19 protein-coding genes and 1 riboswitch are annotated in these 21,836 nt (G+C 72.8%); of the genes, 16 read left to right on the top strand and 3 right to left on the bottom strand.

The annotated features are described in order from the left end of the window. Positions 1-139 precede the first annotated feature (139 nt). The 9 genes from ABZU43_RS26610 (at position 140) to ABZU43_RS26570 (ending at position 9,422) form a co-directional block, all read left to right on the top strand. Entirely contained in the window at positions 140-1,414 is a 1,275-nt protein-coding gene (locus ABZU43_RS26610) for an adenosylmethionine--8-amino-7-oxononanoate transaminase (RefSeq protein ID WP_355009194.1), read from the top strand. A gap of 73 nt (positions 1,415-1,487) precedes the next feature. After that, the gene (pyrF, locus tag ABZU43_RS26605) at positions 1,488-2,324 is read left to right on the top strand and encodes an orotidine-5'-phosphate decarboxylase (RefSeq protein ID WP_355009193.1); all 837 of its coding nucleotides are present in this window, start codon (positions 1,488-1,490) and stop codon (positions 2,322-2,324) included. 178 nt (positions 2,325-2,502) lie between these two features. Beyond that, positions 2,503-2,820, top strand: a complete 318-nt coding sequence (gene mihF / locus ABZU43_RS26600) for an integration host factor, actinobacterial type (protein WP_030335662.1) — start codon at positions 2,503-2,505, stop codon at positions 2,818-2,820. 25 nt (positions 2,821-2,845) lie between these two features. Beyond that, positions 2,846-3,379 (top strand): guanylate kinase, encoded by a 534-nt coding sequence (locus tag ABZU43_RS26595; RefSeq protein ID WP_355009192.1) that lies wholly within the window; start codon positions 2,846-2,848, stop codon positions 3,377-3,379. Positions 3,380-3,443: 64 nt separating this feature from the next. Further along, a complete protein-coding gene (gene rpoZ / locus ABZU43_RS26590) occupies positions 3,444-3,707 on the top strand; it encodes a DNA-directed RNA polymerase subunit omega (RefSeq protein ID WP_030335666.1) in 264 nt (87 codons plus the stop codon). 14 nt (positions 3,708-3,721) lie between these two features. Then, a complete protein-coding gene (gene coaBC, locus ABZU43_RS26585; protein ID WP_355009191.1) occupies positions 3,722-4,930 on the top strand; it encodes a bifunctional phosphopantothenoylcysteine decarboxylase/phosphopantothenate--cysteine ligase CoaBC in 1,209 nt (402 codons plus the stop codon). 87 nt (positions 4,931-5,017) lie between these two features. Next, positions 5,018-6,211: a methionine adenosyltransferase gene (gene metK, locus ABZU43_RS26580; RefSeq protein ID WP_091401916.1), complete on the top strand. Its 1,194-nt coding sequence runs from the start codon at positions 5,018-5,020 to the stop codon at positions 6,209-6,211. A gap of 59 nt (positions 6,212-6,270) precedes the next feature. Then, the gene (locus tag ABZU43_RS26575) at positions 6,271-8,181 is read left to right on the top strand and encodes a primosomal protein N' (protein ID WP_355009190.1); all 1,911 of its coding nucleotides are present in this window, start codon (positions 6,271-6,273) and stop codon (positions 8,179-8,181) included. Positions 8,182-8,438: 257 nt separating this feature from the next. Next, positions 8,439-9,422, top strand: a complete 984-nt coding sequence (locus ABZU43_RS26570; protein WP_355009189.1) for an AAA family ATPase — start codon at positions 8,439-8,441, stop codon at positions 9,420-9,422. 73 nt (positions 9,423-9,495) lie between these two features. On the opposite strand, the gene ABZU43_RS26565 is transcribed toward ABZU43_RS26570, so the two are convergent. Next, positions 9,496-10,776, bottom strand: a complete 1,281-nt coding sequence (locus tag ABZU43_RS26565) for a hypothetical protein (RefSeq protein ID WP_355009188.1) — start codon at positions 10,774-10,776, stop codon at positions 9,496-9,498. 239 nt (positions 10,777-11,015) lie between these two features. Here ABZU43_RS26565 and ABZU43_RS26560 point away from each other — a divergent pair, with 239 nt between their 5' ends. From ABZU43_RS26560 to ABZU43_RS26545, 4 genes are all read left to right on the top strand, one after another. Beyond that, on the top strand, positions 11,016-13,499 hold the full coding sequence (locus ABZU43_RS26560; RefSeq protein WP_355009187.1) for a tetratricopeptide repeat protein: 2,484 nt from the start codon (positions 11,016-11,018) through the stop codon (positions 13,497-13,499). A gap of 84 nt (positions 13,500-13,583) precedes the next feature. Continuing rightward, positions 13,584-14,141 carry a peptide deformylase gene (gene def / locus ABZU43_RS26555; RefSeq protein ID WP_355009186.1) on the top strand — a complete coding sequence of 186 codons (558 nt, stop codon included), beginning with the start codon at positions 13,584-13,586 and terminating at the stop codon, positions 14,139-14,141. 5 nt (positions 14,142-14,146) lie between these two features. Next, positions 14,147-15,073, top strand: a complete 927-nt coding sequence (gene fmt, locus ABZU43_RS26550; RefSeq protein ID WP_355009185.1) for a methionyl-tRNA formyltransferase — start codon at positions 14,147-14,149, stop codon at positions 15,071-15,073. Next, positions 15,070-16,506, top strand: coding sequence for a transcription antitermination factor NusB (locus ABZU43_RS26545; protein ID WP_355009184.1), 1,437 nt, complete (start codon positions 15,070-15,072; stop codon positions 16,504-16,506). Before fmt ends, ABZU43_RS26545 begins: the two co-directional genes overlap by 4 nt. 96 nt (positions 16,507-16,602) lie before the next feature. Here the strand turns inward: ABZU43_RS26545 and ABZU43_RS26540 are convergent, their stop codons facing one another. Together ABZU43_RS26540 and ABZU43_RS26535 are read right to left on the bottom strand one after the other, a co-directional pair. Further along, on the bottom strand, positions 16,603-17,493 hold the full coding sequence (locus tag ABZU43_RS26540) for a septum formation family protein (RefSeq protein WP_355009183.1): 891 nt from the start codon (positions 17,491-17,493) through the stop codon (positions 16,603-16,605). A gap of 82 nt (positions 17,494-17,575) precedes the next feature. Then, a complete protein-coding gene (locus ABZU43_RS26535) occupies positions 17,576-18,466 on the bottom strand; it encodes a septum formation family protein (RefSeq protein ID WP_355009182.1) in 891 nt (296 codons plus the stop codon). Positions 18,467-18,720: 254 nt separating this feature from the next. On the opposite strand from ABZU43_RS26535, the gene rpe reads away from it, so the two are divergent. The 3 genes from rpe to ribD all read left to right on the top strand — a co-directional run bounded on the left by rpe (position 18,721) and on the right by ribD (position 21,835). Further along, positions 18,721-19,401, top strand: coding sequence for a ribulose-phosphate 3-epimerase (gene rpe / locus ABZU43_RS26530; RefSeq protein WP_238671589.1), 681 nt, complete (start codon positions 18,721-18,723; stop codon positions 19,399-19,401). 1 nt (position 19,402) lies between these two features. Next, entirely contained in the window at positions 19,403-20,359 is a 957-nt protein-coding gene (locus ABZU43_RS26525) for a response regulator (RefSeq protein WP_238686775.1), read from the top strand. Between the two features lie 78 nt (positions 20,360-20,437). Next, positions 20,438-20,608: riboswitch (FMN riboswitch) on the top strand. A gap of 165 nt (positions 20,609-20,773) precedes the next feature. Continuing rightward, a complete protein-coding gene (gene ribD / locus ABZU43_RS26520; RefSeq protein ID WP_355009181.1) occupies positions 20,774-21,835 on the top strand; it encodes a bifunctional diaminohydroxyphosphoribosylaminopyrimidine deaminase/5-amino-6-(5-phosphoribosylamino)uracil reductase RibD in 1,062 nt (353 codons plus the stop codon). Position 21,836 lies beyond the last annotated feature (1 nt).

Here is a 21,836-nt window from a genome sequence, read left to right as displayed (position 1 = left end):
GGATGGCGCATCCGCGGGTGCAGAGCAAAGGCGGCGGAAATGGAAGCGGCGGCCACGGCGGGGGAGGCGGCGGCGGAGAGGTTCGACCCGGCCGCAGGACGTCCGCCGTCCGGACCGCTTGAGGCGCAGAGGAGTACGCGTGACACCCGAGGAGATCCTGGCCGCTGACCGGGCGCACGTCTGGCACCCGTACGCCGCGCTGCCGCCGGCCAACCCGCCCTACGTGGTGCGCGGCGCCGAGGGGGTACGGCTCACCCTGGCCGACGGGCGGGAGTTGGTGGACGGGATGTCGTCCTGGTGGGCGGCGATCCACGGGTACCGGCACCCGGTGCTCGACGCGGCGGTGACCGACCAGCTCGGCCGGATGAGCCACGTGATGTTCGGCGGGCTCACCCACGAGCCGGCGGTGCGGCTGGCCCGGACCCTGGTCGAGCTGACCCCGGACGGCCTGGAGCACGTGTTCCTGGCCGACTCCGGCTCGGTCAGCGTCGAGGTGGCGGTGAAGATGTGCCTGCAGTACCAGCGGGCCGTCGGGCGGCCCCAGCGGCGCCGGCTGGCGACCTGGCGGGGTGGCTACCACGGCGACACCTTCCATCCGATGAGCGTCTGCGACCCGGAGGGCGGGATGCACCACCTGTGGGGCGACGTGCTGCCCCGGCAGGTGTTCGCCCCGGTGCCGCCGGGCGGTTTCACCGATCCGCCGGACGACGGGTACGTGGCGGCGCTGGTGGAGACGGTCGAGCGGCATGCCGACGAGTTGGCCGCCGTGATCGTCGAGCCCGTCGTCCAGGGCGCCGGCGGGATGCGCTTCCACCACCCGGGTTACCTGCGGGTGCTGCGCGAGGTGACCCGCGCGCACGGAATTCTGCTGATCTTCGACGAGATCGCCACCGGGTTCGGCCGTACCGGCGAGATGTTCGCCGCCGGGCACGCCGGGGTGACGCCGGACGTGCTCTGTGTGGGCAAGGCGCTGACCGGCGGCTACCTCACGCTCGCGGCCACCCTGTGCACCGCGGAGGTCGCCCGGGGCATCTCGACGAGCGGTGTGCTGGCGCACGGGCCCACGTTCATGGGCAACCCGTTGGCCTGCGCGGTGGCGAACGCCTCCATCGGGCTGCTGCGGGCCGGAGACTGGGCCGGGCAGGTCGCCAGGGTCGGTGCCGGCCTGCGCGCCGGTCTGGAGCCTCTGCGCGGCACGCCGGGCGTGGCCGACGTACGGGTCCTCGGCGCGATCGGCGTGGTCCAGCTCGATCACGAGGTCGACCTCGGCGCGGCGACGGCTGCCGCGGTCGCCCAGGGGGTGTGGTTGCGCCCGTTCCGCGACCTGATCTACACGATGCCGCCGTACGTCACCGACGATGCCGACGTGGCCCGGATCGCTACCGGGGTGGCGGCGGCGGTGGCGGCTGGCTGAGTCGGCCCGGCCACCGGGTCGACGGGTTACCCGGGCGGGTCAGCCGCCCGGACGAGAAGAGGGGAACACTCCGATGGAGAGCTTCGGTACCCGGCTGCACCGGGCGATCACCGAGCGGGGCCCACTCTGTGTGGGCATCGACCCGCATCCGGGTCTGCTGGCTCAGTGGGGCCTCCCGGACGACGTCGAGGGGCTCGACCGGTTCAGCCGAACCGTGGTGGAAGCCCTCGGTGACCGGGTTGCGGTAGTCAAGCCTCAGTCGGCCTTTTTCGAGCGGTTCGGGTCCCGAGGTGTGGCGATTCTTGAGTCAACTATCCGACAGTTACGGGATGCCGGCTCGCTCGTTCTGCTCGACGTCAAGCGCGGCGACATCGGCTCGACGGTGAGCGCGTACGCCGCCGCGTACCTTGATCCATCCAGCCCCATGTATGTCGACGCGGTCACCGCGAGCCCCTACCTCGGGGTCGGTTCGCTGGCGCCGATGTTCGAACTGGCTGCCGAGCACGGCGGCGGCGTGTTCGTGCTGGCCCTCACCTCCAACCCCGAGGGTGCCGCCGTGCAGCGGGCCGTCACGGCCGACGGCCGCACCGTGGCGCAAACCGTGATCGACGAGATTTCCCAGCTCAACAGGGGTGCGTCCCCACTCGGGAGCTTCGGTCTGGTGGTCGGCGCGACCATCGGCGACACCGGTCACGACCTCTCCGGTGTGGGCGGCCCACTGCTCGCTCCGGGGCTCGGCGCGCAGGGTGCCGGTGCGGCCGATCTGCGGACCGTCTTCGGTTCGAGCCTCGCCTCGGTGCTCCCGTCGTACTCCCGGGAAGTGCTCTCGGCAGGCCCTGATGTGGTTGCGCTGCGGGTCGCCGCGGACCGCGTTCTGGTCGACTGCCGGGCCGTTCTGCCTGCCCGGTGACTGACTGACGGGTCGGTCACTCTACGGTGATCATGCGGCCCCCACGTTGCCGAAAGCTCCGTTGGCCGCTAGTTTTCCCCGCGCTGGGAACCATGGACCCCTTGGTTCACAGCGACACCACGTTTCACAGATGCGGCGGTGCGCCCCGCCCGCCGCGATAGGGACCTGAGGAGAACTGGTGCCGCTCCCGTCACTGACCCCCGAACAACGCGCTGCCGCGCTCGAGAAGGCCGCGGAGATCCGCAAGGCCCGTGCTCAGCTGAAGGAGCAGCTCAAGCAGGGCAAGACCACCCTCGGTGCTGTCCTCGAGCGGGCCGAGAGCGACGACGTCGTTGGCAAGCTCAAGGTGTCGGCCGTCCTGCAGGCCATGCCGGGCATCGGCAAGATCCGGGCGACCCAGATCATGGAGAAGCTCAAGATCGCCGACAGCCGTCGCCTGCGTGGCCTCGGCGAGCAGCAGCGCAAGGCACTGCTTGGAGAGTTCGCCGCCAACTGAACCTGGCAGCGTGTAGAAACAAGCAGTGAGCACGGATGACGAGGCGCGCCCGGCGGCTCGGCTCACTGTCCTGGCTGGACCTTCGGGTTCCGGCAGGGAGAGTGTCGTCGAGCTCGTCCGGGCGCGTTCTCCGTCCGTGTGGATCCCGGTCGCGGCAACCACCAGGCCGCGCCGGGAGTCGGAGATCGACGGGGTGGACCGCGTCTTCCTCGCACCCGCCGAGTTCGATCGACGGATCGTCGACGGCGAGCTGCTGGAGTGGTCCCGGATCGGTTCGCACCGCCGGGGCACCCCGTACCCACCGCTGCGCGCCCGGCTCGACGCCGGGCAGCCGGTGCTGCTCCCGCTCGACCTGCGCGGCGTCCCGCTGGTCCGGGCGCGCCTGCCCGATGCCCGGCTGGTGTTGCTGAGCCCACCCGGGTACGCGCCCGACGCCACGGTGGCCGCCACCGTCGCGTACGCGCTGACCCACGACCACACCGAACGGGTGGTTGAGGAGCTGGTAGGCTTACTCGGTTCTTCTTATCCGGATCCGGCCTGGTCACGCGTGCGTGGCTGACGGTCGGCCGCCGTTGAGACTCAGCACCGCGTCCGCGCGGCTCGAAAGACGCAGAGGTTAATTCGTGGGATCCATCGCCAACCCCGAAGGCATCACCAACCCGCCGATCGACGAGCTCCTCGAGAAGACGACGTCGAAGTACGCGCTGGTCATCTTCGCCGCCAAGCGCGCGCGCCAGGTCAACGCCTACTACAGCCAGCTCGGTGAGGGTCTGCTGGAGTACGTCGGCCCGCTCGTCGAGACCACCCCGCAGGAGAAGCCCCTCTCCATCGCCATGCGCGAGATCAACTCGGGCCTGCTCACCGCCGAGCCGACCGACCAGCCGTAAGCCCCCGCTGGCCGATGTCCGCCTCGATCGTCCTCGGGGTCGGTGGCGGCATCGCCGCCTACAAGGCGTGCGAGCTGCTGCGACTCTTCACCGAATCGGGTCACCGGGTTCGGGTGGTGCCAACCGCGTCGGCGCTCCGCTTCGTTGGAGCGCCGACCTGGGCCGCGCTCTCCGGTCAACCGGTCGCCGACGACGTCTGGACCGACGTCCACGAGGTGCCGCACGTCCGGCTCGGTAAGCAGGCCGACCTGGTGGTGGTCGCGCCGACCACCACCGACCTGCTCGCCAAGGCCGCCCACGGCCTCGCCGACGACCTGTTGACCAACACCCTGCTGACCGCCCGCTGCCCGGTCCTGCTGGCCCCGGCCATGCACACCGAGATGTGGGAGCACCCCGCCACAGTGGCCAACGTGGCCACGTTGCGCTCCCGTGGGGTCCGGGTCATCGAGCCCGCCGTCGGCCGGCTCACCGGCGCCGACACCGGCAAGGGCCGGCTGCCCGACCCGGCGGAGATCTTCGCCGTCGCGGGTCGGCTGCTGGCCCGTGGCGACTCCGCCCCCGCCGACCTGGCCGGTCGCCGGGTGGTGGTCACCGCCGGTGGCACCCGCGAGCCTCTCGACCCGGTGCGTTTCCTGGGCAACCGCTCGTCGGGCAAACAGGGGTACGCGTTCGCCCGCGCGGCTGTCGCCCGGGGTGCCCGGGTCACCGTGATCTCGGCCAACGTCGGCCTCGCCGACCCGGCCGGGGTCGACCTGATCCGGGTGGGCACCACCGCCGAGTTGCGGGAGGCGACAGTCAAGGCCGCCGTCGAGGCCGACGCGGTGGTGATGGCGGCGGCGCCGGCCGATTTCCGGCCCGCGACGTACGCGACTGGCAAAATCAAGAAGTCGGACGACGGTGTCGCACCCACCATCGAGCTCGTCACGAACCCGGACATCGCGGCGGAGCTCGGCCAGCGCAAACGGCCAGGGCAGGTGCTGGTGGTGTTCGCCGCCGAGACCGGCGATGCCGAGGCCAACGGTAGGGCGAAACTCGCCCGCAAGCGGGCCGACCTGATCGTGATCAACGAGGTCGGTCCGGACCTGGTCTTCGGCGCCGACACCAACACGGTGACGGTCATCGGCGCGGACGGCTCGGTCAGCCGGCTGCCCGAGCAGGCCAAGGAAGCTGTGGCCGACGCCGTCTGGGATCTCGTCGTAGCGCGGCTGCCTGGTGGCTCCTGACGGGTGGAACAGAGCACAACCGAACCCGACACGGACCGCAGTGGTGATTAAACTTCCGCGGAACGACTTCATACGCTTAGGAGTGCCGTGACACGCCGTCTCTTCACGTCCGAATCGGTCACGGAAGGCCACCCGGACAAGATCGCTGACCAGATCAGCGATGGCATCCTCGATGCGCTGCTGACCGAGGACCCCCACAGCCGCGTGGCAGTGGAAACCATGATCACCACCGGTCAGGTGCACATCGCCGGTGAGGTGACCACCAAGGCTTACGCCGACATCCCGACGATCGTCCGCCGGACCATCCTCGACATCGGCTACGACTCGTCGAAGAAGGGCTTCGACGGCGCCTCCTGCGGGGTCAGCGTCTCCATCGGTGCGCAGTCCGAGGACATCGCGCAGGGTGTGGACAACGCCTTCGAGTTGCGCACCGGAGCGTCGGAGAGCGCGCTGGACGCGCAGGGCGCTGGCGACCAGGGCATGATGTTCGGCTTCGCCTGCTCGGAGACGCCCGAGCTGATGCCGCTGCCGATCGCGCTCGCGCACCGGCTGGCCCGCCGCCTCTCGGCGGTGCGCAAGGACGGCACGATCCCGTACCTGCGGCCGGACGGCAAGACCCAGGTCACCATCGAGTACGAGGGGCTGCGTCCGGTCCGGTTGAACACCGTCGTGGTGTCCAGCCAGCACGCCGCCGACATCTCGTTGGACTCGCTGCTCACCCCGGACGTGCGCGACCACGTGATCGCCCCGGAGCTGGAGAGCCTCGGCCTGGACACCGACGGCTACCGGCTGCTGGTCAACCCGACCGGCCGCTTCGAGATCGGCGGCCCGATGGGCGACGCCGGACTGACCGGCCGCAAGATCATCGTCGACACCTACGGCGGGTACGCCCGCCACGGTGGCGGCGCGTTCTCCGGCAAGGACCCGTCCAAGGTGGACCGCTCGGCCGCGTACGCGATGCGCTGGGTGGCCAAGAACGTGGTCGCCGCCGGTCTGGCCGAGCGGTGCGAGGCGCAGGTGGCCTACGCCATCGGCAAGGCGCACCCGGTGAGCCTGTTCATCGAGACGTTCGGCACCGAGACCGTGCCCGTGTCCTCGATCGAGAAGGCCGTCACCGAGGTGTTCGACCTGCGGCCGGCCGCGATCATCCGGGACCTCAACCTGCTCCGCCCGATCTACCAGCAGACCGCCGCGTACGGCCACTTCGGCCGGGAGCTGCCGGACCTGACCTGGGAGAGCACCGACCGGGCCGCCGACCTCAAGTCGGCCGCGGGAGCCTGACCGCCACCAAGCGCAGCGACCGGCGACCCGCGGACGGGTCGCCGGTCGCGCGCGTCTGCGTGGATGTCGGACTGGCGCACCTGGACCGGCCGTTCGACTACCTGGTGCCGGCGGAGCTGGACGAGGTGGCGGTGCCCGGTACCCGGGTGAAGGTGCGCTTCGCCGGGCAACTCGTCGACGGGTGGCTGCTGTCGCGTGCCGACGATTCCGGGCACACCGGCCGACTCGCGTACCTGGAGAAGGTGGTGTCCCCGGAGCCGGTGCTGGCCCCGGAGGTCGCCCGGCTGGCCCGGGCGGTCGCCGACCGGTACGCGGGCAGCCTCGCCGACGTGCTCCGGCTCGCCGTGCCGCCCCGGCACGCGCGGGTGGAGAAGGAGCCCCACGACGAGCCGCCCACCCCGGCCGCCCCCATCGGGGCGGTCGACCCGCGCGGGTGGCGCGACTACCCGACCGGTCCGGCTCTGCTGCGGGCGCTCGCCGACGGCCGGGCGCCCCGCGCGGTCTGGTCGGCGCTGCCCGGTGAGGACTGGGCGGCCCGGTACGCCGACGCGGTGGCGGCCACCGTCGCCGGTGGGCGCGGCGCCGTGGTCGTGGTGCCCGACGCGCGTGACCTCGACCGTCTCGACGCGGCTCTCACCGGCGTCCTCGGCCCGGGGCGGCACGTCAGCCTCTCCGCCGCTCTCGGCCCGGCCCGGCGGTACCGGGCGTTCCTCGCCGCTCGCCGTGGCCAGGTGCCGGTGGTGATCGGCACCCGGGCGGCGATGTTCGCCCCGGTGGCCCGGCTCGGCCTCGTCGCCGTCTGGGACGACGGTGACGACCTGCACTCCGAGCCCCGGGCGCCCTACCCGCACGCCCGCGACGTTCTGCTCACCCGCGCCCACCTCGCCGAGGCCGGCGCGCTGGTCGGCGGGTACGCCCGGACGGCCGAGGCGCAGTTGCTGGTGGAGACCGGTTGGGCCCCGGAGGTGGTCGCCGACCGGGCCACCGTGCGGGCGCGGATTCCGGTCATCGCGCCGACCGGGGACGACCCGCAGCTGGCCCGCGACCCCGGGGCCGCCACCGCCCGGCTGCCCAGCCTGGCCTGGACGGCTGCCCGCGACGCGCTCCGCCAGGACCTGCCGGTGCTGGTGCAGGTGCCCCGCCGCGGCTACATCCCGTCGATCTCCTGCGCCGAGTGCCGCACCCCGGCCCGCTGCGCGCACTGCGCCGGCCCGCTCGCGCTGCCCTCGGCCAGTGGTACCCCGGCCTGCCGGTGGTGCGCCCGGGTGGCGGCCGCGTACGCCTGCCCGGAGTGCGGTGGGCGGCGGCTGCGGGCCGCGGTGACCGGCGCCCGGCGGACCGCCGAGGAGCTCGGCCGGGCGTTCCCCGACGTGCCGGTGCGCACCTCGGGGCGCGAGGAGGTGCTGACCGACGTGCCAGGCGGCGCGGCCCTGGTGGTGGCCACCCCGGGCGCCGAGCCGGTCGCCGAGGGCGGCTACGGCGCGGTGCTGCTGCTCGACTCGTGGGCCCTGCTGACCCGGGCCGACCTGCGCGCCGGCGAGGAGTCGCTGCGCCGCTGGTTGGCGGCGGCGGCGCTGGCCCGCCCGGCGCCGGCCGGTCGGGTGGTGGTGGTCGCCGACGGCGCGCTCGCCCCGGTGCAGGCGCTGCTGCGTTGGGACGCCGGCTGGTTCGCCGGCCGCGAGCTGGCCGAGCGCCGCGAGTTGGGCTTCCCGCCGGCCGTGCGGATGGCGAGCGTCACCGGGGTGGCCGAGGCGGTCGCGGACCTGCTGGCGGCGGCTCGGCTGCCGGACGACGCCGAGGTGCTCGGGCCGGTGCCGGCCGAGGAGGGCCGGGAACGGATGTTGGTCCGGGTGCCCCGGGCCCGCGCCGCTGCGCTCGCCGAGGCGTTGCACTCGGCCGCCGGCGTCCGGGCCGCTCGCAAGGCCGCCGATCCGGTTCGTCTCCAGGTCGATCCGCTGAGCCTGTTCTGAGGTGTTTCGGCCGGTGCTGACGGTCGCGGACCTCACCCGCTGCCGGGGGCCCTCGCACACCGCGTCCGGCAAAGCGGTGGCGCCCGAGTGGTAGCATCGCCCGTCATGCCAAGGCGTACGACGGGCTCCAGGTTTCGAGGGGGCGTCAGCCACGCCGAGCTGGGGCCGTCGCGGGATGGCGCGACGATGGCGGGAACGCGTCGGTCGGGCGCGAGGTCGATGATGTCTAAGAGCCGGTGATCAGGGGTGGACCAGTCGTGACCGTTGGACAATCGATCGTCTTCAACGGCGACCTCGGCAGCGGCAAGAGCACCGTGTCGGTCGAGATCGCCAAGCGGCTCGGCATGCGCCGGGTCAGCGTGGGGGACCTCTACCGGGAGATGGCGCAGCAGCGGCAGATGACCGCGCTGCAGCTCAACCTGCACGCCGAGCTGGATCAGGCCGTCGACGGCTACGTGGACCAGCTCCAGCGCGACATTGCCGCCTCCGGTGAGCCCCTCATCATGGACTCCCGGCTGGCGTGGCACTTCTTCACCGACGCGCTCAAGGTGCACATGATCACCGAGCCGGGCGAGGCGGCCCGCCGGGTGCTCGCCCGCCCCTCCGGGCCGGCCGAGAGCTACGCCTCGCTGGAGGAGGCCAAAGCCAAGCTCCGGGAGCGCAGCGCCAGCGAGCGCAGTCGGTTCATCATCCGTTACGGGGTGGACAAGGCCCGGCTGCGTAACTATGACCTGATCTGTGACACCACCCGGGCGTCCGCCGCCGAGGTGATCGAGCACATCGTGGCCGCGTACGAGGGCACGCTCGGCGCCGAGGTGCTGCGCGACGGGCCGCCGCTGCTGCTGCTCGACCCGGCCCGGGTCTACCCGACCGAGGACATCGCCACCCTGCGTGGTCTGTGGGACACCGACTTCGTCGGTGGGGTGGCCGAGGCCGGCGACGAGGCCCTCGAACCGCTGAAGATCGGGTTCACCGGCGAGTACTTCTTCGTCGTCGACGGCCATCGCCGCCTCAGCGCCGCTCTGCAGAACGGGTTCTCCCTGGTCCCCGCCCAGCTGGTCGCCGAGGTCGACGAGCCGGTGGTGGGCGGGATGACGGCGATCGACTACTTCGCCGCCCAGGTGCGCCCCGGCCTGATCTACGACTGGGAGGCGGCTCACAAGATCCAACTGCCGCTGCCCGAGCCGGCGCTGCTCCGCGGCGACGCGGTGCTCGCGGGGGACCCGGCCGCCGGCGTCTGAGCGAGGCCGGGCCGACGCGCGGGGTACGCGCGCCGGCCCGGCCACCGAGTCGTACGGCGGTCGCCGAGACGGCTCAGCCGAGGATGACGCCCGAGGCGCCGACACCGGCCATGCCGGAGAAGATGTCCTCGTAGTAGAACCGCCAGGCGCAGACCCGGCCGGTCTTCATGTAGCCGGTGCAGGCCGTCGACGTGAAGGTGTCGTCGATGGCGGTGTTGGTGCCGGTGGCCCAGACCTGGAGCGTGTTCGCCGCGTTCACGATCTCCACCGGGCCACCGCTGTCGCCCTGGCCGACGGCGTTGCTGTGGAGGGTGTTCTCGGCCTGGACCTGCCCGCAGACCTGGCCGAAGTCGCGCACGTTGATGCAGAGGTTGCGGGCCTTCACCTGGATCGAGCAGCGGGTGCCGGAGTACGCGCCGGAGGTGCACACCCAGTTGCCGACCTGGCTGGCCGACGCGCCGATCACCTGGTTGCTGAACTCGCTGACCACGTCGCCGTTCGCGGCGGTGCTGTTGTTGAAGACCCGGCCGCCCGCGGCGCCGGAGAGCAGCAGGGTGTCGGTGCCGGCGTTGCGGGTGCCGACGATGCCCATCGACTGCCCGGTCGGGTCGGTCGCGGCGTTGTTGATGTTGCCGCAGTGCGCGGCGGAAAGGATCCGCGCGGACCCGCCCTGGAAGACCCCGAAGCCGGTCGAGCAGCCGCCGCCGGTGTTGGCGTTGCGCCAGGCGGCACCACCCCACCACGGCGCCGTGTCGTCCCATCGGGTCGCCGGCGCGGCGGCGACCTTGGTCTGCACGGTCACCGGCACGCCGGCCATGGCCGTGGCGCCGAGCAGCCCGTCCTGCGTGCCGACGAGCAGGCCGGCGCCGTCGGCGCGCGGCCCCACCGTGGTGATCTTGTCCCCGGCGGCGGCCCGCAGCCGGTCGGCCGCGACCATGAGTTCCCGCTGCGAGTACGCGGCGGGGAGCACCTTGGTGGCGACGGTGGCCCGGGCGTTGGCCACCAGGTTGGCCGGCGGCTCACCCTTCCAGTAGACCTGGAGGTGGCGGGTGGTGGGGTCGGCGACGATGCCGGCGAAGCCGGAGTTGGCGCTGCGCTGCGCCGCGTTCGTGATCTGGGCGGCGGCGTTGTTCATCCGCTGCTGCACCCGGAGCAGCTCCGACCAGGAGGCGAAGCCGCCGGGCACCGGTGTGCTGTCGATGAACGATCCGGTGGCGGGGGCCTTGCCCGCGGGTGCGGCGGTGGCCGGTGTGGCGGTCAGGCCGGCGGCCAGCAGCGTGAGGCTGATCGCGGTGACGGCGACGCGACGCAGCATCGCCACGGGGCGCCGGGTGGTCGGGTGTGGACGGATCATCTGGTACCTCTTCCCCCAGGGGTCGTGGAGCGGGCCGTGCCCGCACCAGGACGGTGGCAGGGGCGTCGACGCCATGGGGCGGATCCTGGACGGGACTGGACACCGCTGGACACTGTTGGACGGGGCGACTGTCCGTAGTGGAACTGTCATACATTGGCAGCCGTCTATCGATCGGCGTGGGGCCGGAATTACCCTGCCCGTGCGCATCCGGGGGGCCGGATGACCGGGGTGGGGGTCGCATGTCTGAGCAGTGGATACCGTCCGGCACTCATCAGACGTCACACGGGTCAGCCGAGCTGGTCCGCGTCTGCACCGAGACACAGACACTGCCCGAGCTGGCCGGGTTGCTGCGCCAGCTGCGCCGCCGCGAGGCCCGGCAACAGGGCGAGACCCTGCTGACGTACCGACAGTTGGCCGCGAAGACCGGCTGGTCACGCGGGATCATCGGGGAGTATTTCGCCGGCAACATCCTGCCGCCACCGGAGCGGTTCGACGTCCTCATCCGACTGCTCGGGGCCAGCCCCGCCGAACAGGGGGTGCTGGCCACCGCGCGGGACCGGGTCGAAGAGCGACGCCGACGCCCGAACCGGGAGCACGCGACCAGCGGGCGGGCGGTCGCGCGGGCGGGGGTCGGCGGCCCGCGCGCCGGCACCACGTCCCCCCGGTTCCCGATACCCCGTCAGCTGCCCCCGGCGCTGCCCGGGTTCGTCGGGCGGGCGACCCAACTCGCCCAGCTCGAGGCCGAATGCGCTCGCGCCGTGGCACCCGGGAACGACGGTATGGCGTCGATCCCCGTCATGACCTTGTCCGGTACGGCCGGGGTCGGCAAGACGACCCTCGCTGTCACCTTCGCGCACCGGGTCGCCGACCGCTTCCCGGACGGCCAGCTCTACGTCGACCTGCGCGGGTTCGACGCCACCGGAACGGTGGTGACGGCCGTCGAGGCGGTCCGAGGTTTCCTGGAGGCCCTCGAGGTGCCGCCCGAACGCATCCCCACCCACCTGCCCGCGCAGGTTGGCCTCTACCGCAGCCTGCTCGCCGGCCGCCGGATGCTGGTGCTGCTGGACAACGCCCGCGACGCCGACCAGATCCGACCCCTGCTGGTCGGCAGCCCGAACTGCCTGGTCCTGGTGACCAGCCGCAACCGGCTCGCCGGGCTGATCGCGGCCGAGGGCGCCCGGCCGATCGGCGTCGACCTGCTCAGCACCGCCGAGGCCTGGCAACTGTTGGCCCGGAGGCTCGGCACGGACCGGTTGTCGGCCGAGCCGCAGGCGGTGGACGAGATCATCGAGCGGTGTGCGCGGCTGCCGCTGGCGCTGGCCGTGCTCGCCGCGAGAGGTGCGGAGAAGCCGACGTTCCCGCTGGCCGCCCTCGCCGCCGAACTGCGGGCGGCGCCCCGGCCACTCGACTCGTTCGACGGAGGAGACGCCGGCACCGACGTGCAGGCCGTCTTCTCCTGGTCGTACCGGGGCCTGACCCCGGCGGCGGCCCGCCTGTTCCGGCTCTTCGGCTGCCATCCCGGACCGGACATCGGGTTCGCCGCGGCGGCCAGTCTGGCCGGGCTGCCCCGGGCCCAGGTGCCCCGACTGCTGGCCGAACTGGCCCACGCGCACCTCGTCACCGAGCACGCCCCCGGTCGGTTCGGCGCGCACGACCTGCTCCGGGCGTACGCGGCCGAGCAGGTCGAACGTCTCGAACCGGAGCCGGCCCGGCGGGCCGCGATCCGGCGTGGGCTGGACCACTACCTGCACACCGCCCACGCGGCGGCACTGCTGCTGCAACCGGGTCGGGACCCGGTCACCCTCACCGCCGCCGCGCCGGGTGTGCTGCCCGAGGAGATCACCGACCTCGGTCAGGCGCTCGCCTGGTTCAGCGTCGAGTATCCGGTGCTGCTCGCGGCCGTCGCCCACGCGAGGCGGGCCGGGTTCGACGGTCACGCGTGGCAGCTGGCCTGGACACTGGTGGACTTCCTGCAACGCCGGGGGCGGTGGCCGGACCTGGCCGTGGCCCAGCGCAACGCCCTGGCCGGGGCGCAGCGGGCCGGCGACCGACCCGGGCAGGCGAACGCCCACCGCGACCTCGCCAGGGTGCTGTCCCGGCTGGGCCGGGTGAACGAGGCGGCGAGGAACTACCGGCAGGCCCTGGCGATCTTCGCGGAGCTGACCGACCACACCGGCCAGGCGCGCACCCACCGGGCGTTCGGCGCGATGCTCGACGGGCTCGGCCGGCACGCCGAGTCCCTGGAACAGAGCGAGCGGGCCCTGGCGCTGTACCGGGCCGCCGGGCACGTCGCCGGGGAGGCCAGCGCCCGCAACGCGGTCGGGTGGGCGTACGCCCAGCTCGGCCGGTACGAGCCGGCGCTCGGGCACTGCCGGGAGGCGTTGGCGCTGCTGCGGACGACAGGGGACCGGCACGGCGAGGCGAACACCTGGGACAGCCTCGGCTTCATCCACGCCCGACTGGCTGACCACCCGGTGGCGATCCGCTGTTTCCAACGGGCCCTCGGGCTCTACCGGCGGGTCAGCGACCGCTACGACGAGGCGGACACCCTGTCCCGGCTCGGCGAGAGCCGGCAGGCGGTGGGGGACGCTGCCGGCGCCGCGCGTACCTGGCGGCGGGCCCTGGTCATCCTCGACGATCTCGGCCACCCGGACGCCGAGCGGGTGCGGGAGCTGTTGGCCGGGCAGTCCGCCGGTGACGCTGGGCACACCGGCGGTGGTTGAGCGAGGTGCGCCGCCCGGCGTCCGGCCGGGCACTCCGTAGACTGGTACGGCACCCTCGTCCATTCGAAGAAGGAGCCGTCCCGCGTGACCGTTCAGCCCATCCGTCTGTTTGGGGATCCGGTGCTGCGCACGCCGGCCGATCCGGTGGTCAATTTCGACGCCGAGCTACGTCGGCTCGTCGCCGACCTCACCGACACGATGCGTGAGCAGAACGGCGCCGGCCTGGCCGCGCCGCAGCTCGGTGTGAGCCTGCGGGTGTTCACCTTCGACGTCGACGACGTCCTCGGGCACCTGATCAACCCGGTGCTGGAGTTCCCCGACGAGGAGGAGCAGGACGGCCCGGAGGGCTGCCTGTCCATCCCCGGGCTCTACTTCGACACCAAGCGTCGGCAGAACGTCATCGCCAAGGGCTTCAGCTCGTTCGGCGACCCGATGCAGATCGTCGGCACCGGCCTGATGGCGCGCTGCGTGCAGCACGAGACCGACCACCTCGACGGGGTGCTCTTTCTGGACCGACTGGACCCGGAGGGGCGCAAGGAAGCCATGAAGGCGATCCGCCAGGCCGAGTGGTACGACGGGGCAGCCCCGCCCACGGTCAAGCTCAGCCCGCACATCAGCGACCCGTTCGGTCTGGGGCGCTGACCCGGATGCGCGTGATCTTCGCCGGTACGCCGGCCGTCGCCGTTCCCGCCCTGGCCGCCGTCGCCGCCTCCCGACACGAGCTGGTGGCCGTTGTGACCCGGCCCGACGCGCCCGCCGGGCGTGGACGGGGCCTGTCCCGCTCCCCGGTCGGCGCGTGGGCCGACGAGCACGGCGTCGAGGTGCTCACCCCGGCCCGTCCCCGCGACCCGGAGTTCCTCGACCGGCTTCGCGAGCTGGAGCCGGCCTGCGTGCCGGTGGTCGCCTACGGCGCGCTGGTGCCGCCGGCGGCCCTGGAGATCCCCCGGCACGGCTGGATCAATTTGCACTTCTCCCTGCTGCCCGCCTGGCGTGGCGCCGCGCCCGTGCAGCACGCCGTGCTACACGGTGACGAGCTGACCGGGGCCAGCGTCTTCCAGCTGGAGGAGGGCCTGGACACCGGCCCGGTCTACGGCACGCTGACCGACGAGATCCGCGCCACCGACACCTCCGGCGACCTGCTGGGAAGGCTCGCCGACTCCGGCGCCGGGCTGCTGGTGGCGGTGCTCGACGCGATCGACGAGGGCACCGCCCGCGCCGAGCCGCAGCCGGCCGACGGGGTGTCGCTGGCGCCGAAGCTGACAGTGGAGGACGCGCGGGTGCGCTGGAGCGACCCGGCCTTCGCCGTGGACCGGCGGATCCGGGCCTGCACACCCGCGCCGGGCGGCTGGACGACGTTCCGCGACGAGCGGGTGAAGCTCGGCCCGGTCGTCCCGGTGCCCGACGGCCCCGAGCTCAAGCCGGGGGAGTTGCTGGTGGAGAAGTCCCGGGTGCTGGCCGGCACGGCGACAGTGCCGGTACGTCTCGGCGAGGTCCGCGCCGCGGGCAAGCGGGCTATGAACGCGACCGACTGGGCGCGCGGCGTCCGGGTCGGCACTGGAGAGGACTTCGCGTGACGGCACCGGAGGGAACCCGACCGACGCGCTCCGGCCCGTCGACCGGCCGTGGCGGGGACCGCCGCCCGGTCCGGCCACCGATGGACCGACCGCGCCGCGCCGCGTACGAGGCGGTGGCGGCGGTGCACCGGGACGACGCGTTCGCCAACCTGGTGCTGCCCATCATCCTGCGGGAGGAGGGGCTGTTCGGTCGGGACGCGGCCTTCGCCACCGAGCTGACCTACGGCACCCTGCGCCACCTGGGCACGTTGGACGCGATCCTGACCGACGCGGCCGGCCGGGACGTGGCCCGGATCGACCCGCCGGTACGCGACGCGCTGCGGCTCGGGGCGTACCAGCTCCTGCACACCCGGGTGCCGCCGCACGCCGCGGTCTCGTCGACCGTGGACCTGGTCCGTTCGGTAGCACCGGGCGCTACCGGTTTCGCCAACGCGGTGCTGCGGGAGGTGTCCACCCGTGACGCGGACGCCTGGGTGGCGAAGCTCGCACCGCCGATGGAGACCGACCCGGTCGGGCACCTCGCGTTGGCGTACAGCCACCCGCAGTGGATCGTGCGGGCCTTCTCCGAGGCGCTCGGTGGCGATCTGGGTGAGACGGAGCGCCTCCTGATCGAGGACAATGAGCGCCCGCCGGTGCACCTGGCTGCCCGGCCCGGCCTGATCGACCCGGTCGAGCTGGCCGACCAGGTCGGCGGTGCGCCCGGTGCTTTCTCGCCGTACGCCGTCTATCTTGCCGGCGGCTCGCCGGGCGACATCCCGGCGGTGGTCGACGGCCGGGCCCACGTCCAGGACGAGGGCTCCCAGTTGGTGGCCGCCGCGCTCGCCGACGCGCCGCTCGACGGCCCGGACGGACGTTGGCTGGACCTGTGCGCCGGCCCTGGTGGCAAGGCCGGGTTGCTCGGCGCGCTGGCCGCGCAGCGGGGTGCCCGGGTGACGGCTGTGGAGGTGGCCGAGCACCGCGCTCGGCTGGTCTCCCTGGCGACCCGGGATCTGCCGGTGGCCGTGCTGACGATGGACGGCCGTGAGGTCGGTGGCGACCCGAAACTGCCGGAGCAGCACTTCGACCGGGTGCTGGTCGACGCGCCGTGTACCGGACTGGGGTCGCTGCGTCGTCGGCCGGAGTCACGCTGGCGTCGCCAGCCGTCCGATCTGCCGCCGCTGACCCGGCTGCAACGGGAACTGCTCGGCGCGGCGCTGCGGGCGGTCCGCCCGGGTGGCCTGGTCGCCTATGTGACCTGTTCGCCGCACACCGTCGAGACGCACGTGACGGTGACCGAGGCGGCCCGCCGTAGCGGGGTTCCGGTGGACTTCGTGGATGCCCGTCCGCTGCTGCCGGCCGGCATGCCCGGTCTCGGTGACGGGCCGACAGTGCAGCTCTGGCCACACCGCCACGGCACCGACGCGATGTTCCTCGCCGTCCTGCGCCGAGGCTGATCCGTTCGACGCGTCCGGCCGGTCAGCCGACCGGCCGGACGCGTGCGCTCACGCTCTGCGCGACCGGGCTTCCGCAGGCCTAGGTGATCGGGAGGCCTAGGTGACCGGGAGGCCCTTGGTGCCGGCGTTCTTCATCGAGCGGGTCAGGTTCCGGTCGGAGATCCAGAGGAAGCACTGCACGCCCCGGTTCCCGTTGCGCCATTCTTCCTCGTACGGCTGGTAGTAGATCGTGCCGGCGCGGAAGTCGAGCTGGGAGTTGTCCGGGACCTTGGCGTACTTGGCGATCATCGTCTGGCAGGCCCGGTGGGTCCGCTTGGTGCCGCGGGTGAACTCGGCGTAGCTGGTGTCCGGCGCCTGCCACACCCCGACGAACTCGGCGTGGTGCTTGGCCGTGCAGGAAACCGGCACCATCTCGTCGATGTCGTCCTTGACCAGCTTCGGGTTGAAACAGCGGTACGCCAGCGGGGCCGGCCCGGACAGCGCGCCCCGGAGGCTGCCGGTGCGCAGGTCGACAGCGGTGTCGTCGATGCTGGCGATCTCGGTGACGTCGCAGCGGTACCAGCGGGCGCCGCCCGACCAGGCCTGCGGCGACGGCAGGACGACGGTCAGGCCGAGCCGCCCGGAACGCCAGTCGGCCCCCACCGCCTTGTTGACCGCCGTGTCGCATCCGGTCTGCGCGGCCCGCATGCCGGCCGAGCCGGGCTGCGGGGGCGTGCCGGCCTCGGCGCCCGGACCGGTGAGGGTGCCCACGTGCATGGTCTCCACCCGGTGCGCCTCGGTGCACGCCGTCGGGTTGTAGCCGGTCAGGAAGCCGACCTGCTGGGAGCTCTGGTGGCAGACGTCGGCGGAGGGGACGAACTGCTGCGCCGCGACGGGTGCCGGCCAGTCGTCGGTGAGGTCACGGTCGACCCCGGCGGGTGCGCCGCACCCGGCCAGCGCCAGGGCCAGCGCCCCACCCCCGGCGAACGCCGCCAACCACCGTCGCATCCCGACCTCCCGCCGCTGCTGGCCCCCGACCGGACCCAGCCGGTCGATTGCGCCACGGCGCAGCAGCATACGGCACTGATGCTCAGATCGCGGGCAGTCCCTCCGGGCCGACGTCGCGCATCGAGCGGGTGAGTTTGCGGTCGTCGCTCCACAGGAAACAGCGCACCCCACGGTCGCCCTCCTCCCACTCCCGCTGTGACGGCGGGTAGTAGATGGACCCGGCCCGGTACGGCAGCTCGCTGTTGTTGGGTACCGCCGCGTACTCGGCGATCAGCGCCATGCAGCGCCGGTGCGCCTGCTCGGCGGACTTGGCGAACTCCGCCCAGCTGATGTCCCGCTCGTCGTAGACGCCCACGAACTCGGCGCGGTGCGGCTCGGTGCAGAGCACCGGCGCCATGTAGTTGAGGTTGTCGCCGATCAGTTTGGGGTCGAAGCAGCGGTGCGTCAGGGGCGTGTCGCCGATCAACGCGCCGCGCAGGCTGCCGGTGCGGTTGACCGGGCGGGTGTTGTCGATGCTGCCGGTCTCGCTGAGGTCGCAGCGGTACCAGCGGGCGCCGCCGGCCCAGGCGGGCGCGGACGGCAAGGCGAGGGAGAGCGCGAGTCGGGCCGTGTGCCAGTCGCCGCCGAGCACCTCCCGGGCCCGCTGGTCGCATTCGGCGCGAGCCGTGCGCAGCGCCTGCGATCCGGGTTCCGGTCGGGCCTCGGTCAGCGCGTCGGGCCCGACGAAGGTGCCGACGTGGATGGCCTCGGCCAGGTGGTTGCGCGCGCAGTCCACCGTCTCGTACGTGCTGGCCTGCACGACAGTGGTGATCCGTGGCAGGCAGGTGTCGGTGGCGGGGGTGAACGGTTTGGGAACCCGCAGCGTCGGCCAGTCGTCGGTGAGATCACCGTCCGCGCCTCGCGCCGGCGCGCAGCCGGCCAGCAGCATCGTCGTGACGCTGGCCAGCGCCAGCGCTGGAAGCCACCGTCGCATCGTCCGCCCTCCCGGGAGCTGGCGGCCGGTCGCCGCGCCCCGCGGCGAGACCCCGGCGGGCGTGCAGCTTACGGCACCGTCCCGGTTGGAGTGTCGTCGCGTTTCCGTCGATCGGCCAGTGGCTGATGTCTGTTCGTCCGGATTCGGGGGCCCGGAGCGTCCAATTCTGCACCAATGGTCACTGCTGGGTCACAGGGCGTCCCCAAAGGTGCCGCGATGCGGGTGGCGGGTGGCCACGTTCGTACACTGGCCCCGTGACCGTACCGCCGCCGATCGTCGCGCCGAGCATCCTGGCCGCCGATTTCGCCCGCCTCGCCGAAGAAGTCCGTGCCGTCGAGGACGCCGCGGACTGGTTGCACGTCGACGTGATGGACAACCATTTCGTGCCGAACCTGACCATTGGGCTGCCCGTGGTGCAGAGCCTGCGGGCTGTCACGGCGATGCCCTTCGACGTGCACCTGATGATCGAGGACCCGCGCCGGTGGGCCCCCGGGTACGCCGACGCCGGGGCGTACAACGTCACCTTCCACGCGGAGGCGTCCGACGACCCGGTGGCGCTCGCCAAGGACCTGCGCTCGGCAGGCGCGAAGGCGGGCCTGGCCATCGACCGGGACACCCCGATCGAGCCCTACCTGGACCTGCTGCCCAGCTTCGACACCCTGCTGATCATGACGATCAAGGCGGGCTTCGGTGGGCAGCGGTTCATTCCGCAGCTCCTGGAGAAGGTGCGGACGGCCCGGCGGCACGCGTCGGCCGGGCACCTGGAGCTGCGCATCGAGGTGGACGGCGGGATCGCCGCCGACACCATCGAGCAGGCGGCGGCGGCCGGCGCCGACGCGTTCGTGGCCGGCACCGCCGTGTACGGGGCCGCCGACCCGGCGGAGGCGGTACGGCACCTGCGGGCACTGGCGGAACGCGCGGCGCCCGGGGCCTGAGGTGGAGCCCGAGGCCGACCGCAAGGACATCATTCTCGTCGTGGACGACGACGAGGACATCGCCCGGTTCGTCGAGTTCAACCTGCGGCTGCACGGCTTCGAGGTGATCCACGCCAGCGACGGCCAGGAGGCCCTGGAGGTCATCGAGCGCCAACGGCCGGACCTGGCGGTGGTCGATCTCATGATGCCCCGGATCGACGGGTTGGAGCTGACCCGCCGGTTGCGCGCCGACCCGATGACGTCCGCCCTTCCGGTGATCATGCTGACCGCCAAGGGGATGACCGTCGACAAGGTGCACGGGCTCAGCGCCGGCGCCGACGACTACCTGGTCAAGCCGTTCGACACCGCCGAGCTGGTGGCCCGGGTCTCGTCCACGCTGCGCCGGAACAAGGAGTTCCGGGAGGTTTCCCCGCTGACCGGGCTGCCCGGCAACAGCCGGATCCGTCGGGAGATCAGCGATCGGGTCCGCAACGGCGTGGACTACGCCGTCGGCTACGTCGACATCGACCGGTTCAAGAGCGTGAACGACAGGTACGGCTTCGTGCGCGGCGACGACTTCATCTCCGCGCTGGCCCGCAGCCTGCACCGGGCGGTGGTGGGCGTCGGGCTGCCACCGGCCTTCCTCGGTCACGTCGGTGGCGACGACTTCGTCATCGTCTGCGCCCCGGACCAGGTGCGCCCACTCACGTCCCGGGCGGTCGTCGACTTCGAGAACGCCGCCGACACGCTCTACGACCAGACCGACCGGGAGCGCGGCTTCGTCGAGTTGAAGGATCGACGCGGCAACATCCGGCGGGCGGCCCTGGTCACGCTCTCCATCGGGGTGTCCCTCTCCGACGCGGGCAAGCGGTTCACCGACCCGCTCGAAGCGATCGCGGTGGCCTCGGAGATGAAGACGGTGGCCAAGAGTCAACCGGGCTCGTACGTGGCGGTGGACCGGCGTCGAGGCGTCACCTGAGCGTGATAACGCTGTGAAGTAGCTCGCCTAGGTGGCGACGGAGACGGATCGGCGTGTAAGACTTCCCGTGTACCCACCACGCGCTGGCGGGACTCGGTGAAATTCCGAACCGGCGGTGATCCACGGTTTGACCGTGGTCAGCCCGCGACCCGGACGGCTCTGCTGTCCGGTGGACCTGGTGAAAATCCGGGGCCGACGGTTGGGGGCGGTTCGTCCGCGCCCAGAAAGTCCGGATGGGAGACAGCGCGCGGGACGGACGGGTCCGAGCCGGCCGCTGGCTTCAGCGTGCCGTGCCGACCCCCCGGGGCGGCTGTGCCGTTCCCGGAATCCGCCACCGCCTGCCCGTGGCCCCATGGCCACCGCCTCCCTGACCGCCAGCGCGCGGACGGCGAGTGAGAGGGCAGGGGCAGCGCGATGGCCAGCGTCTCCGTTGATGAGGCGATGCGGCGTGCGATCGAGTTGGCAGCGCGCGGGCTCGGCACCACCAGCCCCAACCCCGTGGTCGGGTGCGTGCTCCTCGACTCCGACGGCGAGGTCGTGGGCGAGGGCTTCCACGCGTACGCCGGGGGACCGCACGCCGAGATCGTCGCTCTGGCGCAGGCCGGGCGGCGGGCCAAGGGCGGCACCGCGATCGTCACTCTGGAACCCTGCGATCACACCGGCCGCACCGGCCCCTGTAGTTCCGCGCTCGTCCAGGCCGGGGTGGGCCGGGTGGTCATCGCCGTACCCGACCCGAACCCGGTCGCTTCCGGGGGTGCCGCCACGTTGCGCGCCGCCGGGGTCCGGGTCGATCTGGGGGTACGCGGCGAGGAGGCCGAGGCCGGCAACGTCGCGTGGTTGACCTCGATGCGCCGAGGCTGGCCGTACGTGATCTGGAAGTACGCCGCCACGCTCGACGGTCGCTCCGCCGCGGCGGACGGCACCAGCATGTGGATCACCTCGGAGGCGGCCCGGATCGACGTGCACGCGCTGCGCGGCACCGTCGACGCGGTCATCGCCGGGGTGGGCACCGTGCTCGCCGACGACCCCCGGTTGACCGCCCGCAACCTGCGCGACGGCAGCCTTGCCATCCGGCAGCCGCTGCGGGTGGTGGTGGACAGCTCGGGGCGTACCCCGGCTGACGCCAAGGTCCGCGACGGCGCCGCACGCACCTGGATCGCGACCGCCGACGAGGTCGGCGCCGACCCGGACGGCCGGGTCGACCTGTCGGCGCTGCTCGCGGCGCTGCACCAGCGCGGGGTCCGCGCGGTGCTCCTGGAGGGCGGCCCCCGGCTGGCTGGCGCGTTCCTGGAGGCCGGCCTGGTCGACAAGATCGTCGGGTACGTCGCGCCGCGGTTGCTCGGCGCCGGCCCGACGGCTCTGGTCGACGCGGGAGTGACCACCATCGCCGAGGCCATCGATCTGGAGTTCGTCGACGTTACGCAGATCGGTCCGGATCTCCGGATCACTGCTTTGCCCCGGAAAAGGGAGGGCTGAG

Source organism: Micromonospora sp. NPDC005205 (assembly GCF_040608275.1).
In the GTDB taxonomy this organism is placed as follows: Bacteria; Actinomycetota; Actinomycetes; order Mycobacteriales; family Micromonosporaceae; genus Micromonospora.
Note: the sequence above shows the minus strand (reverse complement) of the source record. Positions and strands in the feature narration are given on the sequence as shown.